16 protein-coding genes are annotated in these 24,984 nt (G+C 70.0%); 4 read left to right on the top strand and 12 right to left on the bottom strand.

Annotated elements, in window-relative coordinates; translation table 11 throughout:
- The first annotated feature begins 797 nt into the window (after positions 1-797).
- Both ACFT4A_RS20615 and ACFT4A_RS20610 read left to right on the top strand, forming a co-directional pair.
- Positions 798-1,670: a helix-turn-helix domain-containing protein gene (locus ACFT4A_RS20615; protein WP_382832193.1), complete on the top strand. Its 873-nt coding sequence runs from the start codon at positions 798-800 to the stop codon at positions 1,668-1,670.
- Positions 1,667-1,876, top strand: a complete 210-nt coding sequence (locus ACFT4A_RS20610) for a DUF397 domain-containing protein (RefSeq protein WP_382832191.1) — start codon at positions 1,667-1,669, stop codon at positions 1,874-1,876. Before ACFT4A_RS20615 ends, ACFT4A_RS20610 begins: the two co-directional genes overlap by 4 nt.
- An 856-nt stretch (positions 1,877-2,732) precedes the next feature.
- Here ACFT4A_RS20610 and ACFT4A_RS20605 read toward each other — a convergent pair.
- The 12 genes from ACFT4A_RS20605 to rsmI form a co-directional block, all read right to left on the bottom strand.
- Positions 2,733-7,262 carry a ricin-type beta-trefoil lectin domain protein gene (locus tag ACFT4A_RS20605; protein ID WP_382832190.1) on the bottom strand — a complete coding sequence of 1,510 codons (4,530 nt, stop codon included), beginning with the start codon at positions 7,260-7,262 and terminating at the stop codon, positions 2,733-2,735.
- A 313-nt stretch (positions 7,263-7,575) separates the two neighbouring features.
- Positions 7,576-8,286: a LuxR C-terminal-related transcriptional regulator gene (locus tag ACFT4A_RS20600; protein WP_382832188.1), complete on the bottom strand. Its 711-nt coding sequence runs from the start codon at positions 8,284-8,286 to the stop codon at positions 7,576-7,578.
- A 238-nt stretch (positions 8,287-8,524) separates the two neighbouring features.
- Positions 8,525-10,369, bottom strand: a complete 1,845-nt coding sequence (locus ACFT4A_RS20595) for a PQQ-binding-like beta-propeller repeat protein (RefSeq protein ID WP_382832186.1) — start codon at positions 10,367-10,369, stop codon at positions 8,525-8,527.
- A 61-nt stretch (positions 10,370-10,430) separates the two neighbouring features.
- Positions 10,431-12,206, bottom strand: coding sequence for a PQQ-binding-like beta-propeller repeat protein (locus tag ACFT4A_RS20590; protein ID WP_382832185.1), 1,776 nt, complete (start codon positions 12,204-12,206; stop codon positions 10,431-10,433).
- A gap of 192 nt (positions 12,207-12,398) precedes the next feature.
- Entirely contained in the window at positions 12,399-14,210 is a 1,812-nt protein-coding gene (locus ACFT4A_RS20585) for an ABC-F family ATP-binding cassette domain-containing protein (protein ID WP_382832183.1), read from the bottom strand.
- A gap of 71 nt (positions 14,211-14,281) precedes the next feature.
- On the bottom strand, positions 14,282-15,502 hold the full coding sequence (locus tag ACFT4A_RS20580) for a HEAT repeat domain-containing protein (RefSeq protein WP_382832182.1): 1,221 nt from the start codon (positions 15,500-15,502) through the stop codon (positions 14,282-14,284).
- 64 nt (positions 15,503-15,566) lie between these two features.
- Complete coding sequence (locus ACFT4A_RS20575; RefSeq protein ID WP_382832180.1) at positions 15,567-16,466, bottom strand: 4-(cytidine 5'-diphospho)-2-C-methyl-D-erythritol kinase; 900 nt, start codon at positions 16,464-16,466, stop codon at positions 15,567-15,569.
- Positions 16,463-17,350: a 16S rRNA (adenine(1518)-N(6)/adenine(1519)-N(6))-dimethyltransferase RsmA gene (rsmA, locus tag ACFT4A_RS20570; RefSeq protein WP_382832178.1), complete on the bottom strand. Its 888-nt coding sequence runs from the start codon at positions 17,348-17,350 to the stop codon at positions 16,463-16,465. Before rsmA ends, ACFT4A_RS20575 begins: the two co-directional genes overlap by 4 nt.
- Before the next feature lie 50 nt (positions 17,351-17,400).
- Positions 17,401-18,750: a ubiquitin-like domain-containing protein gene (locus ACFT4A_RS20565; protein ID WP_382832177.1), complete on the bottom strand. Its 1,350-nt coding sequence runs from the start codon at positions 18,748-18,750 to the stop codon at positions 17,401-17,403.
- Between the two features lie 131 nt (positions 18,751-18,881).
- Complete coding sequence (locus ACFT4A_RS20560) at positions 18,882-19,763, bottom strand: TatD family hydrolase (protein ID WP_382832175.1); 882 nt, start codon at positions 19,761-19,763, stop codon at positions 18,882-18,884.
- Positions 19,764-19,843: 80 nt separating this feature from the next.
- Positions 19,844-20,290: a hypothetical protein gene (locus ACFT4A_RS20555; RefSeq protein WP_382832174.1), complete on the bottom strand. Its 447-nt coding sequence runs from the start codon at positions 20,288-20,290 to the stop codon at positions 19,844-19,846.
- Positions 20,291-20,494: 204 nt separating this feature from the next.
- Positions 20,495-21,340, bottom strand: a complete 846-nt coding sequence (gene rsmI, locus ACFT4A_RS20550; protein ID WP_215120901.1) for a 16S rRNA (cytidine(1402)-2'-O)-methyltransferase — start codon at positions 21,338-21,340, stop codon at positions 20,495-20,497.
- 85 nt (positions 21,341-21,425) lie between these two features.
- Between rsmI and ACFT4A_RS20545 the strand changes: the two genes are divergently transcribed.
- Together ACFT4A_RS20545 and ACFT4A_RS20540 are read left to right on the top strand one after the other, a co-directional pair.
- Entirely contained in the window at positions 21,426-23,171 is a 1,746-nt protein-coding gene (locus tag ACFT4A_RS20545) for a dolichyl-phosphate-mannose--protein mannosyltransferase (RefSeq protein ID WP_382832172.1), read from the top strand.
- Positions 23,172-23,302: 131 nt separating this feature from the next.
- Positions 23,303-24,934, top strand: coding sequence for a penicillin-binding transpeptidase domain-containing protein (locus ACFT4A_RS20540; RefSeq protein ID WP_382832329.1), 1,632 nt, complete (start codon positions 23,303-23,305; stop codon positions 24,932-24,934).
- The last annotated feature ends 50 nt before the right edge of the window (positions 24,935-24,984 follow it).

The raw sequence follows: 24,984 nt of genomic DNA, 5'->3' as shown, positions 1-24,984 counted from the left end.
CGCCCCGAGCCGGGCACCGCGCGACCTGGCGATGAGCAGCACGTCAGACAGCGCGTCAGCCAACTGCTCTGCGAGCGGACCAAGTTCACCACTCCGCGCTCCTTCGCCCGTCAGCAGGACCCGCGTCCGGCTGAGAAGCCGGTCCGCGAGCCCGAGCTGCGTGCTTTCGACTCGGTCGGCAAGCCGGGAGGCAGGGCCGTCGCCGTCTGTGAAGAGGAGGCAGGGCTGGCCCTGCGTGCCGGTCCAGGGCAGGACTCGTACGCGGTTCCCTTCGTCGCTCATGACGTCTCCCGGAGGGAGGCGTGGATGTCACGGGTATCGCGGGTGTCGCGCCGGAGCCAATGCAGCCGGGCCGTCTCCTCGCGTTCGCACGCGGTGAGGTAGGGGCGGACGAGGAGGGTCGGGGTGCCGTCGATGGGCTCGTACCAAGCTCGGACGGTCGAGGCGATTGCGGGACGGGAAGGCGTCAAGACCTCGCGCGGCGAGACGGACGGATCTCGCATCGCGCGCGGCTGACCTGCATGGTGACGCCCAGAGGTGTGGCCAGGCCAGCGGAGCCGACTGGCGATGTGCCGTACAACTCTGCTCATGCTCTCACTCTCCAGTTGGTCGATCGAGAAACTACGGGAAGCCTTCCATGGGATTCCCATAGATGGAGATCCCGCCGAGAGAGTTCGTCAGTGTGGGTGACAGGCTTCGAATCGGCGTCCGAGACTTCGCAACAACCCATAAAGTCAGCGCCGTTGACCGACGGAAGCCGAACGGAGCAGCGCCCTCCGCGGCAGAAGGGATCTGGCATGACCGCCACGCAGACAGGCCCTGCCGGACGTATGCAGATCGCGCGAGGCCTGATCTCGCTGCGTGAGCGACACGGGCTGACACAGACTCAAGTCGCTGAGCGTGCAGGTGTCAGCACCACAACCGTAAGCCGATACGAGGCGTGGCAGGACCGCGCTCGCATTCGATGGGCCACGGTCAAGGCGCTGGCGGATGCCTGCGAAGCCACCACTCAGGAAAGGAACGCCCTGGTCGCCATCGCCAAATCGCAGGCCGACGGCTGGTGGGTCAACAACAGCGCGGTGCCGGGGTGGATGGACCCGCTCGTGTCCTTCGAGCAGGAAGCAGCGTACGAGCACGTGTTCGCGAACACCGTCATTCCCGGCCTGCTCCAGACCAGGGAATACGCTCTCGCCATCCATGAGGCACGTGAGGTGCGCAGCTCGAACGACGACATCGAGCGCATGGTGGAAGCGCGGATGAAGCGCCAGGACATCCTGCAGCGTGATCCGGCGTTGCATCTGTGGGTTGTCCTGGACGAGGCAGTGCTGCACAGGACAGTCGGAGACAACGACACCCTGATCCGGCAGCTCGACCACCTTCACAAGGCAGCCATGAGCCCCAACATCGACGTGCAGGTCCTGCCGTTCAGTGCGGGCGCACACGCTGCAGGAGCCGGACACTTCGTGATCCTCGGACGGGACGACGAACGGGAGCCTCTCAACTCGATGGCAGTCGTGTACATCGAGATGCGCCGTCGCGGGCTGTACCTCGATGACGCAGAGGACGTAGGCGCCTACAAGTTGACTTTCGACTACCTTCGCTCGCAGGCCGCAGACACGACTTCCTCGCTGCGGCTGATCGCTGGAGCGAAACAGGAGCTGTCTTCATGAGCGGCATAGTGACTCCCCCGAACGAGCCGACGGCTGTTGCGTGGTTCAAGAGCAGCCACAGTGGCGGCGAAGGCAACGAGTGCGTGGAGATCGCCGACCTCGGAACGGGGGTGGCTCTACGAGATTCGAAGCTTCCCGGTGGAAGCACGCTCACTGTCTCGACCGGAGCCTTCGCAGCGTTCATCGCCGGTGTGGCGCAAGCATGAATGGTCAGGCCTGAGCTTGAGACCTGGCGGGGCCTAGCACATCGGCCCGGATGCTGAGGCGGGCGAAATAGTGCGCACCCGCCTCAGCCTTTCCCCTAGTGACTCAGAGCTTCTCGGCACTCAGCAAGGGCGAAGGATCCGAAGTCCTCCGCGACCTTCTCCATCAGTCCGCCCGCACGGACCCCGGGATTCCATGCGCACACCGGAAATTCATCGTCCTTGTCCGGCAGCGAAGTGTCGAGGACGATCACATCCCACACGTCATCCCATCGCGTCCGCCACCTCGGCGATCGGCCCATACTCCGTCTCAGATGAGGGACCAGATCTGCCGTACCGGATGACCCAAAGCGTCACTGATCCTGGTCAGCTCCTCGTCGTCAAGCATGCGTCTGTTAGGGCTCCACACCCTGACCCTGAACCTGGCGAATCCGGAAGGAACGTTGTAGACGAGGTCGTTCAGTGTGGTGTCAGTGCCGCAGCAAGGAACTGTCACGGCAAGGCTCGAGACACTGCTGTCTCGGTAGGCCTCGTCCATACTGGCCATCCACCACCCGTGAAAGTCGAGCTGCGTTCCGCATCGAGGACACGACAGGGAGTCCAGGCCAGCGCCATTGATGAAGGCCGGAGCGTCACTCTCGTCCGTTTCGATGTCTCCGAGTGCATCAGGGCACAGTTCTTCGACAAGTGCGACTGCACGGTTTCCTGCCGCTTGATCCGGCTGCCAGTACGGGTCGCACGGAATGATGTAAAGGATTGTTTCGCTCAACGGGCTCTCGCTTTGTTCGAGGTTCCTGAAGACGTTACCTGGAAGGCGGGGCGCCCCTCCGCAGACGGACGCCCCGGCTCTGAACCACTGCTACGGCGTGTGCACGAGAGTGATCCCGGTAACCCCCCTCTCGGAGAAGAGGTTCTTCATGGCTACATACGCGTCATGCTCGGCGATCTCCCAGCGAATCGGCGTTTTCGTTCCCGACGCTGCCACGGCATCGAGCTGGCGGTTGGCTTGCTTCACCAGCCCGTCCGCCCCTGAGAAGTAGGGCACGAACTTGCCGTCCTTGACCCACTTCGCGTATTCGTAGCCCTTGGCGTCGAGCAGGACCCCGTTCTTGAACCCGTCGAACTTGACGAATCCCTTGACGTTCGGGGTGTTGTGGATGACATAGCCGAACCCGATGGGGATACCAGTGATCCGCTGCTCATACAGGACCGAGGCATTCGTCGCATCCTTCACCTCGCCGGTGATCACCTGCCACCTGCCAGGACCACCACGCTCGGCCCAAGGCAGCTTGCCACTGGCGATCGCCTTGGCACCGAGGCCGGCCATGACCTGGTCGGCGACTCCGGCGGCGCGCAAGGCCTTCCACGCGTCATCGAAGCCGATGCCGGTCTTGATGGCGACATCCAGGGCCTTGACGCTGTTACTGATAGCGGCGAGCGGTTTGGCGACAGGGAGGAAGATGGCGGCGGCCCACGCGCAGGAGGACTTACTGCCGTGGAAGCAGTCGATGAAATCCCCGAGAACGACCTCGAACAGGACCCCGCCGAGGGTGTCTCCGAAGAGGCTCTGCCAGCCCAGCTTGAGAATGTCCCGTCCGGAGAAGAAGTGGCTCCACTCAACGGGCTCGTCGGGCCTGATTGTCTTCGTGTCGAGGTAGTGCCACGCCGACTTCGGACAGCCTTCCGGAGTGGCCAGTGCATCGCTCTCGGTGCACAGGTAGAAGTCGGCGACAAGTTCGACGGTCACCGCATAGGTGGCATTGCAGCCGACAAGAGGCGCATTCGAGGGGCATTCGCCGATCTGTTGCGCTGAGAGAACCTTCGACTTCTCCTCGTCGACGACGTAGAACACACCGCCGACACCGGTTCCGGCACCCGTGGAGACCTGCTTGTTGGCTTGCTTCTGTTCGGCTCGTGTCGCTGCTTCCTGGGCCTCCTTGGCGTACCTCTCTGCGTCCTTGGCCGCTTCCTCGGCCTCGGTCGCCGCGGCGTCGGCGCGGTTGGCTGCTGCTCGGGCGTCCTTGGCTGCCTCTTCGGCTGCCGCGGCGGCCGTGCGGGCGGCTTCGGCGTCGAGGGCGGCCTGGTCGGCGGAGTCGCGGGCGTCCTTGGCGTGGGTTTCGGCGCGGCCGGCTGCCTTGTCGGCGGCTTCGGCGTCCTCGGTCGCCTGGCGGTTGTATTCGATGGTGCGGGCCAGGGACGCTGTTGCCTTGGATGCAGCCTTGGCGGCGTCGGCGGCGTAGCCGAGGGCTTCCTTGGCGTAGGTGCGCGCATTCGAGGCGTGTCCGGCGGCGTTGGCGGCGTGCTGGTAGGCGGCCTTGGCGTCGCCCTGTGCCTGGTCGGCCAGGTTCTTGGCGGCTGAGGCTTCTGCCGCCGCGTTCTTGGCGTGGGCGTCGGCGACAGACTTCTGCTGTTCGGCGATCGTCTTGGACGCCTGGCCGGTGAGGACCACCAGGCCGGCGGCCGAGTCGGTGTCGATGTAGGGGGAGCCGAGCTGGATCGCGTCGTTGGCCGGCTTGGCGACCTGGGCGGCGGCGTTGCCGGCGTCGACGGCGGCTTGGGCGGTGACGTAGGCGAAGCCCGCGGCCTTCGCGGAGGCGGCCAGGGCCTTGGCGGCCTCCTTGTTCGCCTCGTCCGCGTGGGACTTGGCGGTCTTGGCCTGCTTCTCCGCCTCATCGGCCAGCGCGACCGCCGCCTTCGCTTCCGAGGAGGCGTGTTCAGAGGCGTCGATCGCCTCGGCTGCCGCGCTGGTCGCGGTCTTCACCGCGGCGTCGGACTTCAACTTCGCCGCCTGAGCGCCGTCCGCGTGGGCGCGGGACCGCTTGGCGGCTGCCTCGGCGCGGGTGGCCGCGGCGTCCGCGTCCGATGCCGCCTTGGTCGCGGCGTCCGCCTCGGAACGGGCCCTCGTTGCGGCCGCCTCGGCGTCATCCGCGTGCTTGTCCGCCGCGTTGGCGGCGGTGCGCGCGGCGTCGGCTGCCTCCCCGGCCTCCAGCGAGTCGGCGTAGGCGCCCTTGGCGTCGGCCTTGGCCCGGGCGGCGTCGGCCTTCTGCTCGGCCTCCCATGCGTCGTCCCGCTTGGCCTTGGCCTTGTCGCGGGCCTTGACCGCGTCGTTCTTCTTCTCGACCGCCGTGCCCTCGGCCGCCTCGGCCTTGTCCTTGGCGTCCTTGGCCTTCGTCGCCTCGGCCTCGGCGTTCTTCTTGTGCTGGGCGGCCTCGGCCTGCTTGGCCGCGGCCGTCTTCTTCTCCGCCTCGGCCGTCTTCTCCTCGGCCTCGGCGGCGAGGCGCTTGGCGTGGGCCTCGGCGGCGGCGGACTTGGCGTCGCCCTCGGCCTTCAGTGCCTCGGCGAGCTTGGCCTCCGCGGTCTCCTTGTCCTTCTTGGCGTTGTCGCGGTGCACCTTCGCGCCGTCGGCCGCGGCCTTCGCCTGGGACTCGGCCACCGCTGCGGCGGCCTTGCGGAACTCTGCCTTCGACTGGGCGGCCTGGGCCAAGGCGCGCTGCGCGATGGTCGCGCTGTGACCGGCTGAGGCGCGGGTGGCCGCCTCGGCGGTCGTACCGGCCTTCACCATCGCTTCGAGAGCAGCTGCCGCGCCGTTGGTGACCTGCGCCTTCTGCTGACCGACCAGCAGACCGCGGCCGCGCGGGGCACCGGCCTCGTCGGCGATGGCGTACGCGGTGTTCTGTGCGGTGCCAGTGGCGGTGGCGAGCTTCTGCGCCTTGCCCGCATAAGCCTTGAGAACGTCGAGCTGCTTCTTCGCCTGTGCCTGCGCCGCCGCGACATTCTTCTTGGCTTGGTCGAACTGCGCCTTGTCCGGGTAGAACTGGGTGTCCGTGCCGCTGTGGCCCTTCGGGACGATCCGGAACTTCTGCGGGTTCGTGCCGTTGCACCCCCACAGCCAGGCATCTTGACTGTTATCGAACTTGTTCAGGTCCAGGCACTTGTCCGTGGCGACGTTGCGCAGCTCGCCGACGGCTCGGACATCGAACTTCCACTGCTGCGCCTTGCTGTCGTTGCACGTCCAGATCTGGATCTTCGTGCCGTTGGCAGGATTGCTGTTCTCGACGTCCAGACACTTCTGGGACTTGACGTTGACGAGGTCGTAGTCATCTCCGGAACCGCGCAGCCGCCATTGCTGCGCCGAGGAGTCGTTGCACGTGTAGATCTGCACCGGGGTGCCGGAGGTCGTCTTGCCTCCCTGCACGTCCAGGCACTTGCCCTTGGCCGCCTCGACCTGGATGACTGCCGGGGAGTCGCCGATCCAGCCCGCACCGCCGGGAGCCCAATAGTCCTGCCAACGGGTCAGGCGATCGGCGACCCACGAGTGCCCCAGCATGTTCCCCAACGCCTTCGCTCCGGCGGTGAGTGCGTTGGTGGCGTCTCGGTTGAACTTCAGGATCTGGTTGCGCTGGACGGCCTGCGAGGTGATTTCCTGCTGCCACTCCGAAGCGGCCGTGTCAGCTATGCCACCCAGGACCCTGCTCGGGTCGATCGGGTCCCGCCAGGCGCATGACGCGTACCTGGTCTTCATGTCCTCGACCGCGATCCGGTGCTCGGCGGTACCGGGCTCTGGAGCGGTGCGGGGAAATCCGCCGGCGGCCAGGAACATACGGGCGTCGTCAGCGCCGTTGCCGTCGAAGGTGTCGAACAACCCCTGGAACGCACGCCGTTCCTCGTACTGGCGCTGCCGCTCCTCACTAGGCAGGTCCGGGTCGTAGGGCTTGTCGCCGTAGAGCGGGGCACCCAGATCGGTAATGACCTTGAGAGTCTTCTCATCGGCCTTGGGGGTGGGGTCCTCGTAGAAGTCGCCCTCGTCCCTCCAGAACCTGTCGGCGATCCATTGGGTCAGACCGGTCTGGGTGTGGAAGTCCTTCTCCTCATCACCTGGCCCTCCAGGCGGCCAGTGGAAGTCGGAGACGGTGAACCCGCCTGGAGTCTCCAGGCCGTCGAGGGGCTTCGCCCATTCGTTCCGAAGGGCGTAGGCGGCATCGAGTTCCTTCGAGGCCGCGTCCCTGTCCTGTTGGTATGCAACGGCCAGCTGGGTGTCCTCCCAGCGGTCGCGGTCAGCCAAGGCATGCAGCCTGTCCGGGGATTGGTTGAGGCCGTCCTGGGCGGTGGCGGCCATGCTCGTGCCGCCCAGGCGCAGCACATCCGCCATCAGGCACTGGTCCTGCCGCAGTTGTTCGGCTGCCGTGTCCTCGGACCAGTCGTTCGAGTCGTTCGCCGGGGCGGCTGCCTCCGTGCCGGTGAGCCGATCCAGCACCTCGGGCTGGACGGCCAGGCCCGCCAGTACGGCCAGGGCCGCCGCGGACGTGACGACGGAGGTCAGTAACCCGGGCCTGCCGGATCTGGGAACGAGACGGGTTCTGGGCAGTAAGGGCCCTGGTCTTGGGCGCAAGGAAGCATCCCCCTCATCGCAAAGGAAGGCATCAAGGGGTGCCCGTCAGAAGAGGCGGAGGAGATGTGCGAAGAGCCGGTTTCGCGGCGTGACAGCACGTCCCTCACCGTGGCGACGGTGTCCCCCCGGTCGCCGATTGACGCGCGCTGTGGCGGAGTGGTCAGCTCTGCCGGGCGCGACGATCACTTTAGGTACAAGTGTTCGATAAGGCCAGGGGGTTTCTTACGGCGTAGCGCGAAACGAGCCACAGGACTTCGCCAGACCGGACGACGTAAGCCCGTGATGCCCCAACGTTCAAGTGCAGCTGCTCAGGTCAGGCCTCCCGCCCCGTCCCCTGATCCGGCGTCACCGCCCGCGACACCGGCCCCGCCCTGTCCAGCAACCCCGTCCGTGCGGCCAGTGCCGCCGCCTCCAGGCGGGAGCCCACGCCCAGTTTCATCAGTACCCGCTGGACGTGCGTCCGGGCGGTCGACGGTGCGATGCCCATGCCCGCTGCGATGAGGCGGGTGTCCTCGCCGTCGGCTACGCGGACCAGGACCTCGACCTCGCGGGGCGTGAGCATCTGGAGCAGGCGCTGGCCCTCGTCGTCCGGTTGGGCCGCTGGGTTCAGCAGTTCGCTGAAGGCGCCCTGGAGGAGTTGCGGTGCCACCGCCGCCTCCCCGGCCCGGGCCTTCATGATGGCCCGCTCGACGCCCTCTATGCGCTCGTCATGCCGGACGTACCCGGCCGCCCCGGCCGCGAACGCCGCCGCGATGCCGCGCGGACTCGGCACCGGCCCCAGCACCAGCACCGCCACCTGCGGCCGCTCGCGCTTGATGCGTACCACCGGGTCGAAGATGCCCGGCTCCGCCGGCGTGGCCGTCCCCAGCAGGCACACCTCCGGCGCCCGTGTGATCACCAGCTCCGCCGCCCCCGCGGCCGGCGCGGCCGCGGCCAGCACCCGGTGGCCCCGCAGCTTCAGCGCCGAGGCCAGTGCCTCGGCCAGCAATCGGTGGTCGTCGACCACCATGAGCCGCACTCCCATCGAGCAACCCCCCAGTCACCCCAGTCCCCCCAATGGAAGCCCCCCGGCTCCCCCGCCTTCATGCCCCCGGAAGCTACACGCTTGTTCGACGTTGCGCTCCCCTACCCGCGAGAATCGCCCCGGATCGCCGAAATTCCTCTCATTCGAGGTTGACTGAGCCAAACGCGAACGGTCCCGCCCCTGAACAGGGACGGGACCGAAAGGAACCTCAGTCGATCACCAGATGATCATCGGACGATCAGCTCGTACCGAACCCGACCGCCAGGTACTCCTTGTCACCCGTGGAAGAGCGCTTGCTCGCGTACACCTTGGACATGTACAGATGCCCCTCGGCGTACAGGAGCTCCGAGTAGTCCGGCGACATGCTGGCCTCCACGTCGCGCACCTGCTCCGACGCGGGGTTCTCCAGCAGCTTCGTCTCCTTGAAGCTGCCCCCGTCGATGCTCACGATCTGCCCGCCCTTGTCGTACGGCGGCCGCTTGTACGCGATCAGGTTGCCTCCGTCCATGCGCAGCGGCGAGATCGTGTAGCCGTCCCCCGCGTCGGCCCGCTGCCCGGTCTGCTTGCCGGTGGCGAGGTCGAAGGAGACGATCTCGTTGGTCTGGCTGTACTCGCCCTTGCCGTCGTGCTCCTCGGTCGGGATGTACAGCCGGTCGTTGCCGACGGCCAGCTGGTTGCAGTACTCGATGCGCGTGATGCCCTCGCAGCGCGCCGCGAACTGCTCGCCCGGTGCCGAGATGCGCGTGCGCAGCTTGCCGGTCTTGTTGTCGATGGAGAAGAAGTCCGAGATGCCGCTGCCGTCGCCCGCGGAGTCGCCGACGTCGGCGGCCACCACGAGCGGGTTGGTCGACACGACACTGGCGTACTCGATGCCCTCGGCCATCTTGTACTCCGAGATCACCTTCCCGGACTTCGGGTCGATGGTCTGGATGTGCAGCTGCCGCTGCTCGTACGAGCCGCACTTGCGCACCGCGACCAGCTTCTCGCCGCCGCCGTACCCGGCGTCGTAGCAGGAGTCGCTCGGCTTCGGGCTCCACAGCGGCTTGCCGGAGATGTCGAAGGCGGCGCCGCCGCTGCTGCTGCCTACGGCGACGGTCTTGCCGCTGACCGTGACGTTGTCGAAACTGATCAGCTGGTCACCGGTCTTGACGGTCTTGCTCCACAGCTCCTTGCCCGCGTCGAGATCGATCACGGCGACCTGGCTGCACCCGTGCGACGGGTCGGCCTTGGTCGGCATCGCGGGCTGGTAGAGGATCGCCGTCTTGTTGTCGTCGGTGACATGGCGGCTGGCCTGGCAGACGGGGCCGTCCAGCGGGATCGTCCACTGCTTGCCGCCCGTGTCGCGGTCGTAGCCGACGATCTGGGCGATGCCGCTCTTGGCGTACGTCTTGTCGGTGAGCCACGAGCCGGAGACGACGACCGTGCTGTCGTTCTTCACCTCGGGCGCCGGGACCTGGAAGAGGACCTTGGCGCCGGGGTCGGACGGTGCCTTCTCCTTGCCGCCGGAGGTGGTGCCGCCGTTGTCGTCGTCCGTACCGCCGGTGCTGCCGCCGGAGCTGGCGGTGTCGTCCTTCTTGCCGTCGTCCTTGGACGAGGAGTACCAGACGCCGCCGCCGATGATCAGGGCGATCGCCACGACCGCGGCGACGATGATCGCCAGCTGCGCGTTGAACTTCTTGCCGCCGCCGGGCTGTCCCGGGTGGCCGGGCTGCGGCTGGAGCGGCATGGTCCCCTGCGGATAGCCGTAACCGGGCTGCCCATAGCCCGGCTGCCCCGGCTGCCCCGGCTGCCCGTAAGGCGCCTGCGGCGGCTGCCCGTACCCCGGTTGCCCGTAGGGCGCCTGCGGCTGCTGACCGGGATAGCCGTACCCCGGCGGCGGACCCTGCGGAGCCTGCGGCGGCTGGGGCGGCGTCTGCGGAGCCGCCGGCGGGGGCGTCTGCGGAGCCTGCGGAGCCTGCGGAGCCTGCGGAGCCTGCGGAGCCTGCGGATAGCCGTACCCCGGCTGCGGGGGCTGGTCCTGGGGCGGCCCGAAGCCTCCCCCGGGCGGGGGCTGCTGGGGTGGCGGGGGCGGCGGCTGGGTCATGACGTGAGCACCTCGGGGAAGGGGAGGGACGACGACGAAGAGGGAGGAAGGGGAGGAAGAGTCACTTGCCGTAGGCGAGCATCAACTTCTCCTTCGTCTCCTCGTTTCCGCTCAGCCGGGTGGTCGAGATGTAGAAGCGCCCGCCGGCCCAGTCGATGTCCTTCGAGAAGAAGCCGTCCTCGATCTCCGCCGCGCCCTGCGGGTTCTGCAGCAGCTTGGCCGGCTTGTGGCTGCTGCCGCCGGTCGGGATGGACACGACCTGGCCGCCCGAGTCGTACGACGGCTGCACATAGGCGATGAGCTTTCCGCCCTCGGTCTTCATCGGCAGCATCGACTCGTCCACCGGGGACTTGACGCGCCACTTCTCCTTGCCGTCGGCGAGGTTGATCGCGACGATCTCGTTGGCGCCGGTGGTCGCCTCGGTCGGCAGGTAGAGCGTGGAGTCGTCGGCGGCGACGCCCTGGCAGCCCTGGAGGTCACGCTCGAGGATGGCCCAGCCGCACTCGGGGGCGAAGTCCTCGTCGAAGCCCACCTGCGAGCGGAACTTGCCGCCGGAGGTGAAGGCGGAGATGTTCCAGGACTTCTTTTCCTCGTTGGTGCTGTAGACGACCAGCGGGCTCACGGAGTAGACGCGCGCGACCCGCCAGCCCTTGTCGAACTTCTGGGTCCACTGGACCTTGCCGGTGCGCGGGTCGAGCTGCTGCACCTCGTCGTGCTCGTTGTTGCCGCCGGCACCGCAGGAGGAGACGGCGATCAGCTTCTCGCCGCCCGCGAACGCGGCGGGGAAGCAGGAGTCGCCGTAGCGCTTCTTGTCGAAGAGCTTGTCGCCGTTGGTGACGTCGTACGCCGTGCCCGACTGGGAGCGGCCCACCATCAGCGTGGTGCCGGTGACGGACAGCTCGACGGAGAGCGTGGAGTCGAACAGGGCGCCGTCGGCGACCTCTTCCTTCCAGCCCTTCTCGCCGGTGTCGAGGTCGATCTCCTGGAGCTGGTTGCACTTGGCGCGGTCGCTGCTGCCGCTCATGTAGGCGACGACGATCTTGCCCTCGGCCGTCTGCTCCGGAGTGGTCGCGCAGATCTTCTGGGGGAAGGTGATCGGGTCCCAGGCCGGCTTGCCGTCGCCGACGTTGTAGGCGAAGAGCTGCTTGTACGCCGCCTTCACCGCGGACTTCTCGGTGATCCACATGCCGGGGGCGTCGGCGCCGGAGCCGGGCGCGTCGGGCGCCTCCTTGTACCAGAGGACCTTGGACTCGCCGGCCTGACGGCCCTCGTTGAGGTTCTCCGGGTCGTCGCCGCCGTCGCCTCGGCCGTCACCGGGGTTGACCGGGTCGGAGGCGCCGGACTTGCCGTTGCTCTGCTGGGCGACGGGCTTCTTCTTGCCCTTGCCGTCGTCGCCGCTGGTGACCGCCCACACCGTGCCGCCGACCACCAGCAGCGCGGCGACCGCGGCACCGATGATCAGGGCGGGCTTGCCCTTGAAGGGGTTGCCCGAGCCGCCCCCGGGCGGGGTTCCGGGCGCGCCGGGGTACTGCGGCTGGGGCGGGTAGCCGTAGCCGGGCTGGCCGTACGGACCCGGCTGCTGGGGCTGGCCGTAGGGGCCGGAGTTGTACGGGCCCGGCTGTCCGTAAGGCCCGGGCTGACCGGGCTGTTGCGGATAGCCGTACCCCGGCTGCGGAGGCGGCGGCGTCTGCGGCGGGCCCTGCGGAGGCGGCGGCATCTGGGGCGGGCCCTGGGGCGGTGGCGGGGTCTGCGGTGCCCCGTAGCCACCGCCCTGCGGCGGCTGGTTCTGCGGTGCTCCGAAGCCACCGTGCGGTGGCTGACTGGGCGGCTGAGTCATCAGCGGCTCCCCCGTTCGATCACTGATTTTTAGCCACGCCCTGAGGTACGCGATGGGCTCAGAGTCGTTTCATAAAGTTCTAAGACGGCTCTTTCTATCACCCCGTTCCAACAACGGACCGGGCCGTATCGCCCCCTGTTCCCAAGGGAGGACCGGCCCGTGATGCCGCCGTTATGCGCCTTCACGCACCCTTCACGCGTCCTCGGCGAGTTCCAGCCAGCGCAGCTCCAGTTCTTCGCGCTGACCCGCCAACTCGCGCAGTTCGGCGTCCAGTTCGGCCACCTTCGCGAAGTCCGTGGCGTTTTCGGCGATTTGGGAGTGAAGCTTGGTCTCCTTCTCGGAGACCTTGTCGAGCTGCCGCTCGATCTTCTGGAGTTCCTTCTTGGCGGCCCGCTGGTCGGCGGCGCTCTTCTCCGGGGCGGCGCTCTGCTGCGCCGCGGCGGCGGGTGCGGAGGCGGCCGCGGCCTCCTCCATGCGCCGGCGCCGCTCCAGGTACTCGTCGATGCCGCGCGGCAGCATCCGCAGGGCGCCGTCGCCGAGCAGGGCGAACACCCGGTCGGTGGTGCGCTCGATGAAGAACCGGTCGTGGGAGATGACGATCATCGAGCCGGGCCAGCCGTCGAGCACGTCCTCGAGCTGCGTCAGCGTCTCGATGTCGAGGTCGTTGGTGGGCTCGTCGAGGAAGAGGACGTTGGGCTCGTCCATGAGCAGGCGCAGCAGCTGGAGCCTGCGGCGCTCACCGCCGGACAGGTCGCCGACCGGCGTCCACTGCTTCTCCTTGGTGAAGCCGAACGTCTCGCACAGCTGCCCGGCGGTCATCTCGCGGCCCTTGCCGAGGTCGACGCGCTCGCGCACCTGCTGCACGGCCTCCAGCACCCGCGTGCTCGGCTCGAGTTCGGCGACCTCCTGGGACAGGTAGGCGAGCTTGACGGTCTTGCCGACCTTGACCTGCCCTCCCACGGGCTGCGCCTCGCCGTCCGTCCTGGACGCCTCGGCCATGGCCCGCAGCAGGGAGGTCTTCCCGGCGCCGTTGACTCCGACGAGACCGATCCGGTCGCCGGGCCCGAGCTGCCAGGTGACGTGCTTGAGGAGGACCTTGGGGCCCGCCTGGACGGTGATGTCCTCCAGGTCGAACACGGTCTTGCCCAGCCGGGTGGAAGCGAACTTCATCAGCTCGCTGCTGTCGCGGGGCGGCGGTACGTCCTTGATGAGCTCGTTGGCGGCCTCGACGCGGAAACGCGGCTTGGACGTACGGGCGGGGGCCCCGCGCCGCAGCCAGGCCAGCTCCTTGCGGACGAGGTTCTGCCGCTTGACCTCCTCGGTGGCGGCGATGCGCTCGCGCTCGGCCCGGGCGAAGACGTAGTCGGAGTAGCCGCCCTCGTACTCGTAGACCGCGCCGCGCTGGACGTCCCACATGCGGGTGCAGACCTGGTCGAGGAACCAGCGGTCGTGGGTGACGCAGACGAGGGCGGACCGGCGGACCTGGAGGTGGCGGGCCAGCCAGGAGATGCCCTCCACGTCGAGGTGGTTGGTGGGCTCGTCGAGGACGAGCAGGTCCTGCTCCTCGATGAGCAGCTTGGCCAGCGCGATACGGCGCCGCTCACCGCCGGACAGCGGCCCGATGACGGTGTCCAGGCCCGCGGGGAAGCCCGGCAGGTCGAGCCCGCCGAACAGGCCGGTCAGCACGTCCCTGACCTTGGCGTCGCCCGCCCACTCGTGGTCGGCCATGTCGCCGATGACCTCATGGCGGACGGTCGCCTCGGGGTCGAGCGAGTCGTGCTGGGTGAGCACGCCGCTGCGCAGTCCGCCGGAGTGCGTGACGCGCCCGGTGTCGGCCTCCTCCTGCTTGGCGAGCATCCGGATCAGGGTGGTCTTGCCGTCGCCGTTACGGCCGACGACGCCGATGCGGTCCCCTTCGGAGACGCCGAGGGAAACGCCGTCGAGCAGGGCGCGGGTGCCGTACACCTTGCTGACGTTCTCGACATTGACCAGATTGACGGCCATTACTCTCCTGACAAGGGGGATGGATCGACTTTCCAGGGTAGTCGCGCGCGGGGGTGCTCCAGCCGGGGCGGTCAGCCGCCGTCCGCGGCTTCCCGGCGGCGCTGGTAGCGCCACACGTCCATCAGCCTCTCGTCGAACGGCAGCTCCGGATCGAGGGGGCCGATCCGGTGCTCGGCCTCCACGCAGCGCGGATCGTCGCGGTACGCCAGCCCGGACACGGCGCAGATGCGGATCGGCTGCCGCTCGTCATGGGTGAGGGCGAGCAGCGCGTCCCCGACTTCGGGCTCGCTCCCCCGCAGGTGGGCGAGCCAGTGGCACACCGCCTCGCGTACGCCGGGGTCCTCGTCACGGGCCAGGGCGAGCACGGTGGTGAGGCTCTCGGGGCGGTGCACGGTCTGCGGTACCAGTGCGCGCACCCTCGGGTCCGGGTGGGTGAGGTGCGACAGCCCTACGGCCTCGATCTCGGGGGCGCTGTCATGGGTCATCGCGTGCAGCAGCACCGCCAGCACCTCCGGGTCCTCCTCCTGCTCCGCCCAGGGCACGAACTCCCGCCCCCGTTCCCAGAACGGCCGGCTTCCCTTGACGACGTCCCCGAGGATCAGGGACAGCAGGAGGTCGGCGGCGAGCAGGCGGTGCGTCCGGTCGGGGTGGTTGAGCAGGTCCCGGCTCCATTGCCAGGTCTCCTCGTCGGTCCGCCGGCCGAGCGTGAACACGACGTCGCACCACACCACGTGGTCCCGGTCGGGGTGGGCGATGGCCCGGGCGACCAGTTCGTCGAAGGAGGTGCGGATGCCGTAGAGGGCCTCCATGGACGTGAGCACGGCCCGGTGCTCGTCGCGCACGGTCACGGGGCCGAGCGTGAGCTGCTCGCACCACCAGCCGACCTCGTCGTCCACGACCCTGATCCGCTCGATGGGCCCGGTGAGGCCGGTGACGCGGCGCAGTTCGGCCTCGGCGCCCGCCTCCGACCAGCGCCGGGCCCGGGCCAGCAGTTCGGTGCGCGCCGGTGCCGGGAGCGGAATCCGACTGGTGGCGAGCGCGTGGGTCAGGAGGTGTGCCCCGCCGTCCACGGCCCGCGTCAGCGGGGTGCTCCCGTCGGGCATCGGGCGCAGGGGGTCGGCACCGCCTTCGAGCAGCGCCTCGGCGACGGGTGTGTCGTACGCCGCCACGGCCAGGCAGAGGACCGGGAGGCCGTCAGGGCCGTCGAGGGTGTCGGGGTCGGCCCCGGACTCCAGCAGGGCCCGGACCTCGTCCGCGTCTCCGCGTCGTACGGCCGCGACGAGTTTCTCCACGTGTGCTCCCCCGTTTTCGACGACCGGGGGAGCTTAAGCGGCCTGGAACGGCCCGGGCAGGCGATTAAAGCCCGGCCACCGTCGCCCCGGGCGTCGGCCCCGACGCCGTCCGCACGGTCCGGCACGTGCCGGAGGACAGCAGCGCCTGTGCCACCGCGGCCGCCGACTCCGGGTCGCGGACGAGGAACGCCGTGGTCGGGCCGGAGCCGGAGACCAGGGCGGCGAGGGCGCCCGCGGCGCGGCCGGTGGCGAGGGTGCCGGCGAGTTCCGGGTAGAGGGACAGGGCGGCGGGCTGGAGGTCGTTGGAGACGGCGGCGGCGAGCGCGTCCGGGTCGCCCTTCGCCAGGGCCGCGAGGAGTTCCTGGGAGGCGACGGGCTCGGGGATGTCCGTGCCCTCGCCGAGCCGGTCGAACTCGCGGAACACGGCCGGGGTGGACAGGCCCCGCTCGGCCATGGCGAACACCCAGTGGAAGGCGCCGCCGACCTCCAGGGGCGTCAGCTGCTCGCCCCGCCCGATGCCGAGGGCGGCACCGCCGACCAGGCTGAACGGCACGTCGCTGCCCAGCTCGGCGCAGATGTCGAGCAGTTCCTCACGGGAGGCGCCGGTCTCCCACAGCGCGTCGCACGCGACCAGCGCGGCGGCGCCGTCCGCACTGCCGCCCGCCATGCCGCCGGCGACGGGGATGTCCTTGGCGATGTGGACGTGGACGTCGGGGCTGCGGCCGTAGCGGGCCGCGAGCGCCTCGGCCGCCCGTGCGGCCAGGTTCGTACGGTCCAGGGGGACCAGGTCGGCGTCCGGGCCCTCGCAGGTGACGCGGAGTTCGTCGGCCGGGGTCACGGTGACCTCGTCGTAGAGGCTGACGGCGAGGAAGACGTTGGCCAGGGGGTGGAAGCCGTCGGGGCGGGCGGGGCCCACCGCCAGCTGGACGTTGACCTTGGCGGGGACACGGACCGTGACGCTCACACGGGCTCCTTCTCGTGGTGCTGGTTCGCCTTGTGCTCGGCGATACGCGCGAACTCTTCCACGGTCAGTGACTCGCCCCGGGCCTGCGGGGAGACCCCGGCGGCGACGAGGGCCGCCTCTGCGGCGGCGGCGGAACCGGCCCAGCCGGCGAGCGCGGCCCGCAGCGTCTTGCGGCGCTGGGCGAACGCGGCGTCGACGACGGCGAACACGTCCTTCTTGGAGGCCGTCGTCTTGATCGGCTCGGTGCGGCGGACCAGGGAGACCAGACCGCTGTCGACGTTGGGCGCGGGCCAGAAGACGTTCCGCCCGATGGCGCCCGCCCGCTTGACCTCGGCGTACCAGTTGGCCTTCACGGAGGGAACGCCGTACACCTTCGAGCCGGGGTCGGCGGCGAGGCGGTCGGCGACCTCCGACTGGACCATGACGAGCGTGCGGTCGATGGTCGGGAAGGTGGCGAGCATGTGCAGCAGCACCGGGACGGCCACGTTGTAGGGCAGGTTGGCGACCAGCGCGGTCGGGGCGGGGCCCGGCAGCTCCGTGACGTGCATCGCGTCGGAGTGGACGAGGGCGAACCGGTCGGCGCGCTCCGGCATGCGGGCCGTGATGGTCGCGGGCAGCGCGGCGGCGAGGACATCGTCGATCTCGACGGCCGTGACGTGGTCGGCGGCCTCCAGCAGCGCGAGGGTGAGGGAACCGAGGCCCGGGCCCACCTCTACGACCACGTCCTCGGGGGTCACCTGTGCGGTGCGGACGATACGGCGGACGGTGTTCGCGTCGATCACGAAGTTCTGGCCGCGTTGCTTGGTGGGGCGTACGCCGAGGGCGGTCGCGAGTTCGCGGACGTCGGCGGCGCCGAGGAGGGCGTCGGGGGCGGGGCTGGTCACGGGGACAAGGGTACGGGGGGTTCGAACGCGGCCACGCCGGTCGACCGTCCCTACCCGTGCAGCCGCCCCCCGCAGTGCGGCCAAGGACTCGCCCCCCGCCGTACATACAGCTTCTTCGCGCGGTACGTCTGTTCCGCCGCCGGGGCGTCCTGGGGGCGGCCGGTGCCGCCGAGGGACTGCCAGGTGTGGGTGTCGAACTGGTAGAGGCCGCCGTAGGTGCCCGAGGAGTCGACCGCGTCGGGGCGGCCGCCGGACTCGCAGGCCGCGAGGCCCTGCCAGTTGAGGTGGTCGGCGCCCTGGACGGACGTCGGCCGGGGTTTCGTGCCGACCTTGACCTCCTGCGGGCGCGGCTCGCGCACCACCTCGGCCCTGATCCGCCGCGGCTTCTGCTTGACGCCGTTGACGGTGCGCAGGGAGTACGTGACCCGGCGCAGGCCCGACTCGCCCGCGCGCTCCACGACCTCCGTGCCCTGGAACAGGGTCGGATCCTCGCTGCGCCGGGTCTGGAAGGGGATCGCCTCCTCGCGGACCTCCTTGCCGCCGGTGATCCGCAGCACCGTGACGGTCTGCCCGTCGCGCGGGAAGCTCCCCTGCGGGACGGACGTGGTGTCCTGGCCGCGCAGGGTGATCCCGGCCTCGTCCACGGCCTCCCGCACGGTCGCCGCGTTGGTGCGCACGGTGCGGGCCCGGCCGTCGGCCATGACCGTGACCGTGCGCTCGGTCCGCACGTCCAGCGCGAGCCCCTCGCGGCCGATCTGCCGGGAGCGCGAGGTGGACAGGTACGCGCCCTCCTGACGCACCCCCAGCTCTCGCAGCGCCCCCGCCACCGTGTGCGCCGTCGTCCACACCTCGCGCCGGTGCCCGTCGAGGGTGAGCCGTACGGGGCGGGCGTAGTGCACGGCGACCTCGTCGCCGCTGGCGATCTCCGCGCCGGGCCCGGGCGCCACCACGTCGTGGGCGCCGACCTCGACGCCCTCCTCCGACAGCAGCTCGGTGACGTCGTCGGCGAAGGTGTGCAGCGTGCGGGCCTTGCCGTCGACGTTCAGCTCGATCGCCTTGTCCTTGGCGACGAACGCCGTGGTCCCGCCCGCCAGGAAGGCGACGACCAGGGCCTGCGGGAGCAGCCGCCGCATGGAGCCGTCCGTGCGCTCGGCGGGGCTCGCCTTGCGTCGGCGTGCGGAGCGGCGATGTGAGCCGGTGCGCGCCGCGGCGCGGGCTTCCGCGCGGGCTTCGGCGCGTGTCGGGCGTACGACGGACGCCGGTGCGTCCACCGGGGCAACCTGCCGGGGCGGCGGCACCTCATAGGCGGGCCGGTAGGTGTCCCCGTAGACACCGTCGTGACCGCCATGCACCGGCTCCGTGTAGGCCGGGCCAAACGTCTCGTACTGCGAGTTGCTCACGCCGACACGCTCCAGGGGCCGGAGGGGGTCCAGAGGGGTCCGGATCGGGCCCCCAGAACCTAGCGGAGCGTTCGTCACTCTCCAAAGCGACGCGACTACGCACAGTCGTGCGGTGAGGTCGGCGGCGCGGGTCAGTAACCGAAGGCGCGTGCCGTGTTCGCGGCGAGTGCGGTGGCCAGCGTGTCCTCGTCGACGCCGCGCACCTCGGCCATGGCCCGCACCGTGATCGGCACGAGATACGGCGCGTTGGGCCGCCCGCGGTACGGCGCCGGGGTGAGGAAGGGCGCGTCCGTCTCCACCAGCAGCAGCTCCGGCGGGGCCACCGCCACCGCGTCCCTCAGGTTCTGGGCGTTCTTGAAGGTGACGTTGCCGGCGAAGGACATGAAGTAGCCCGCGCTCGCGCAGATCTGCGCCATCTCGGCGTCGCCGGAGTAGCAGTGGAAGACGGTCCGCTCGGGGGCGCCCTCCTCCTTCAGGACGCGCAGGACGTCGGCGTGGGCCTCGCGGTCGTGGATGACGAGGGCCTTGCCGTGCCGCTTGGCGATCTCGATGTGGGCGCGGAAGGACCTCTCCTGCGCGTCCTTGCCCTCGGGCCCGGTGCGGAAGTAGTCGAGACCCGTCTCACCGACGCCCTTGACCTGCTCCAGCGCTGCCAGCCGGTCGATCTCGGCGAGCGCCTCGTCCAGGGCCGCCTGTCCGCCGGGTTCACGCGCGCCCTGCCGGGACCAGCCGTCGGGGTCGCCGTGGACGATCCGGGGCGCCTCGTTGGGATGCAGGGCGACCGTCGCGTGGACGGCGTCGTACGCGGCTGCCGTCTCGGCGGCCCACCGCGAGCCCTTGAGGTCGCAGCCGACCTGGACGACCGTCGTCACTCCGACCGAGGCCGCCTTCGCCAGCGCCTCCTCGACCGCGCCGGACTGCATGTCCAGGTGGGTGTGGGAGTCGGCGACCGGCACCCGGAGGGGTTCCGGGAGCGGGGGCGCGGCGTGCTTGCCGGAGTCGTTCGAAGGCATGCCCCGATCCTACGAAAGGGGTACGCCCTCCCCGATGGGGGAGGACCGGGGAGGGCGTCGGACAAGGGGAGCCGGACGGGTCAGCTCGCCTTGCGCTGGAAGGGGTGGAGCAGATCGGACAGATGCCAGTGGTGGTGCTCGGGCTTTTCCCGCCCGTCCGCTCCACTGTCCTCGGCATCCGCCTCAGAAGCCTCAGACACCTCCGGTGCCTCGGCCGGCCCGCCGGGCGGCGGCACGCGGCGGGGCCTGCGCGCCGCGTTGCGCGCCGACTCGACACGCCCGGGCCGCATGATCCGTACGACGTGGCCGTCGCAGTTCTGGCACGTGGGCTTGGACAGGGGTGAGGGCACGACCTTGCCGTCCGCGACGTAGAGGACGAACTCGTGCCCGGCGGCGTCCGTGTGGTGCTCTATCTCGTACGACTGCTCCCAGCCGTGCCCGCACCGCATGCAGGCGAAGGAGTACGACTCGTTGACGACGGCGGTCGCACCGGCGCGGAGCCCGGTCTGCCCTGCGATCTCAGTCATGCCAGCTCCAGTTGTCCGCTGTGGCGAGGACGATTCCGTCCCCGCAACCCAGTGGACTCCTCAGCCGGACCGAAGGCAGCAGACCTGTCGACTATTGGCGCCGATTTGGGCGTTCCTTGCCCCAGCGCCCTTCCCGCTTTGCCCACCCATGGGGCGCACGCTCAAACGACATGCGCCCTGCTCAGAGGGTGTCCCGCACAACCGTCACCCGGAATTCTTCGCGGCAACAACGGCATCAAAGACCACGCGCTTGGGCACCCCGGCCTCCACCGCGACCGCGGCGATCGCCTCCTTGCGCCGCTCCCCCGCCTCCTCCCGCACCCGGACCCGCCGCACCAGCTCCTCGGGCCCGACATCCTCCGCCCCCGGCGCCGGCGCGCCCTCCACCACCACGGTGATCTCCCCGCGCACTCCCTCGGCGGCCCACGCGGCCAGCTCCCCCAGCCCGCCCCGCCGGACCTCCTCGTACGTCTTGGTCAGCTCCCGGCACACCGCGGCCCGCCGCTCCGCGCCGAACACCTCGGCCATCGCCGCCAGCGTGTCGTCGAGCCGGTGCGGAGCCTCGAAGTAGACGAGGGTGCGCCGCTCCCCGGCCACCTCCCGCAGCCGCCCCAGCCGCTCCCCCGCCTTGCGCGGCAGGAACCCCTCGAAGCAGAACCGGTCGACGGGCAGCCCCGACAGCGCGAGCGCGGTGAGCACGGCGGACGGCCCGGGCACGGCGGTGACCCGTATGTCCTGCTCGACGGCGGCGGCGACCAGCCGGTAGCCGGGGTCCGACACCGACGGCATCCCCGCGTCCGTGACCAACAGCACGCGCGCCCCGCCCGCCAGCTCCTCGACCAGCTCGGGCGTCCGCGCCGCCTCGTTGCCCTCGAAGTAGGACACGACCCGTCCCTTGGGCGTGACCCCCAGCGCCTGGGTCAGCCGCCGCAGCCGCCGCGTGTCCTCGGCGGCGACGACATCGGCTCCGGCCAATTCGTCGGCGAGCCGGGGCGGGGCGTCCGCGATGTCGCCGATGGGGGTACCTGCGAGTACGAGGATTCCAGTCACCTCACCATCCTCCCAGGGGCGGAGGATGCGGACGCATACCGCCCATGCACGGGACTCACACAGAACGGTTCCCTACGATGGCGCGGTGACCAGTACCGCGTCCTCCACGGACACCCGGCAGGGCCAGGCGCCGCTCGAACAGCGGCCGTCCTGGCAGCAGCGGCTGCGCCGCTTCGGCTACCAGGGGCAGCCCAGAAGCGACGCCCGCGACGTCCGTGAACGCCTGGTGCCGCCGTACACCGAGCCCGGCCCGCGCCTGTGGGCGGCGCTCGGCGTCCCGCACACCCTGGCGGGACTGCTGGTGCGCTGGTCGGCCTGGATCGGCCCGCTGCTGGTCACGCTGCTGGCGGGCGTGCTGCGCTTCTGGAACCTGGGCCACCCCAAGGCGGTGATATTCGACGAGACGTACTACGCCAAGGACGCGTGGGGTCTGGTCCACCGCGGTTTCGAGGTCAACTGGGACAAGAACGCCAACGATCTGATCCTGTCGGGCGGGCACGTCACGATCCCGGGGGACGCGGCGTACGTCGTGCACCCGCCGGTCGGCAAGTACGTCATCGGCATCGGCGAGCTGCTGTTCGGCTTCGACCCCTTCGGCTGGCGTTTCATGACGGCGCTGCTCGGCACGCTGTCCGTGCTGATGCTGTGCCGCATCGGCCGCCGGCTGTTCCGCTCCACCTTCCTGGGCTGTCTGGCGGGCACCCTGATGGCGGTGGACGGCCTGCACTTCGTGATGAGCCGCACGGCGCTGCTCGACGGCGTGCTGATGTTCTTCGTGCTGGCCGCGTTCGGCTGTCTGCTCGTCGACCGCGACAAGGCCCGCGAGAGACTCGCCGCCGCGCTCCCGGTCGACGCCGACGGCCGGGTCCGGCCCGACCGGCACACGGCCGAGACGACCCGGCTGGGATGGCGGCCCTGGCGCTGGGCGGCGGGTCTGATGCTGGGCCTGGCCATCGGCACGAAGTGGAACGGCCTCTACATCCTGGCCGCGTTCTGCCTGATGGCGGTCCTGTGGGACGTCGCCTCACGCCGGGTGGCCGGCGCCCGGCACCCGTACTCGGTGGTCCTCAGGCGTGACACGCCCCTGGCGTTCCTCGCGACGGTCCCGGTCGCCGTCGTCACCTACGTCCTGGCCTGGACCGGCTGGATCTTCTCCGCGACCGACGGCTCGGGCGGCTACTTCCGCAACTGGGCCGCGACCAGCGGCAAGGGCGGCAGCTGGACCTTCCTGCCCGACTGGCTGCGCAGCCTGTGGCACTACGAGCACCAGGTCTACGAGTTCCACGTCGGCCTGTCCTCGCCGCACACGTACCAGTCCAACCCGTGGAGCTGGCTCGTCCTCGGCCGCCCGGTGTCGTACTTCTACGAGTCCCCGGCGCCCGGCAAGGGCGGCTGCCCGGCCGACGCGGGCGGTAAGTGCGCCAGCGAGGTGCTCGCCCTCGGCACGCCGCTGCTGTGGTGGGTCGCCTGCTTCGCGGTCCTCTACGTCCTGTGGCGCTGGCTGTTCCGCCGCGACTGGCGCGCGGGCGCCATCGCCTGCGGCATCGCGGCCGGCTATCTGCCCTGGTTCATGTACCAGGAGCGCACGATCTTCTTCTTCTACGCCGTCGTCTTCCTGCCCTTCCTGTGCCTGGCGGTGGCGATGCTCCTCGGCGCGATCATCGGCCCGCCCCGCTCCTCCGACACCCGCCGCGTCACGGGCGCCACGGGCGCGGGCGTCCTGGTCCTGCTGATCGCCTGGAACTTCATCTACTTCTGGCCCCTGTACACCGGCACCGCCATCCCCATCGACGACTGGCGGTCGCGGATGTGGCTGGATACCTGGGTCTGACCTACGTTTCGGTCAAGAATCGCAACACCCGTCCCTGTGGTAACCGCTTCCCCCTAGAGTGCTCCCGGGATCGAGCTTTCTGAACGCGTTCAAAGGAGCGCGTGGAGGCTCTACGGGGAGAGGACGGCCTGATGGCCAAGGGGGTCAAGGTCGCTGTCATAGGCGGCGTGTTCGCGGTGATGGTGGGCGGGGCCGGGTACGGCGCCTTCAACATCGTGAGCGCGCTGACCGGCGACGGGGGTACCAGTGGGGTGTCCGCGGAGAAGTCGGGGCCGCCGGACAAGGACGAGGTCGAGGAGACCACGGCCAAGTTCTTCGCGGCCTGGCAGACGGCGGCGGCCGCGACGGCGGCGTCGTACACCAACAACGACGCTGCCGCCGAGCGGCTGCTGACCGCGTTCACCGACAATGCGCACATCACCGACGTGAAGATCACGCCGGGGGCGGCCAGGGGCACCACCGTGCCGTACACGGTGAAGGCGAAGGTGGCCTACGACGGGAAGTCCGAGCCGCTGAGCTACCGGAGCGAGCTGAAGGTCGTGCGCGGCGTGACCACGGGCCGCGCGCTCGTCGACTGGCGGCCGTCCGTCGTGCACCCCGAGCTGAGGAAAGAGCAGGACACCCTCGTCACCGAGCAGTCGGCCGCCCCTCCCATCGAGGCCGTGGGCCGCGACGGCTCGGTGCTGACGAAGGAGAAGTACCCCTCCCTCGGCCCGGTTCTGGACGCCCTTCGCGACAAGTACGGCGAGAAGGCCGGCGGCACCCCCGGCATCGAGCTGGTCGTCCGGCACCCCTCCGACGGCGCTCCCGACACCCCGCTGCTCACCCTCGCCAAGGGCAAGGCCGGCAAGCTCGAGACGACCATCAGCCCGAGCGCGCAGGCGGCGGCCGAGAAGGCGGTCAAGCGGTTCGCCCAGTCGTCGGTGGTGGCCGTCAAGCCCAGCAGCGGCGAGGTCCTGGCGGTGGCCAACAACCGTGACGACGGGTTCAACGCGGCCTTCGCGGGGCAGGCCGCGCCCGGCTCCACCATGAAGATCATGACGGCCGCGATGCTCATCGACAACGGCGTGACCTCGATGAACGGCCCGGCGCCCTGTCCGGACACCGCCGTGTGGCAGGGGCAGACCTTCAAGAACCTCACCGACATGAAGCCCAACGAGGACGCCACGCTCGCCAACAGCTTCATGCGGTCCTGCAACACCGCCTTCATCAAGCTCATCGACGAGAAGCCGCTCACCGACGCCTCGCTGACGCAGGAGGCCGAGCGGCGCTTCGGGCTCGGGCAGGACAACTGGAAGACCGGCATCGCCTCCTTCGACGGCAGCGTCCCCGCGGTCGGCGGACCGGACCGGGCGGCCGGCGCCATCGGGCAGGGCCAGGTCCAGATGAGCCCGCTGAACATGGCCTCGGTGACCGCGACCGCGATCACCGGCAGCTTCCGCCAGCCCTACCTGGTCTCGCCGGAGCTGGACGGCCGGCAGCTCGCGCGGGCCGAGGGTCTGCGGGCGAGCACCGCATCCCAGCTGAAGCAGATGATGCGGCTCACCGCCACGCAGGGCACCGCCGCTGAGGCCATGCGGGGACTGGGCGGCGACATCGGCGCCAAGACCGGTTCCGCCGAGGTCGACGGCAACGCCAAGTCCAACAGCTGGTTCACCGGGTTCCGGGGCGATGTCGCGGCGGCGGCCATGACCGAGGAGGGCGGTCACGGCGGTGACGCGGCCGGGCCGATTGTCGCAGCCGTGCTACGAACGGGTGGCTGATCTCACCCGCGCAGGACGGGACTCTAGGGTGGTGGGCGTCGTTGGGACAG

The organism is Streptomyces sp. NPDC057099 (assembly GCF_042671245.1).
In the GTDB taxonomy this organism is placed as follows: domain Bacteria; phylum Actinomycetota; class Actinomycetes; order Streptomycetales; family Streptomycetaceae; genus Streptomyces; species Streptomyces purpurascens.
Note: the sequence above shows the minus strand (reverse complement) of the source record. Positions and strands in the feature narration are given on the sequence as shown.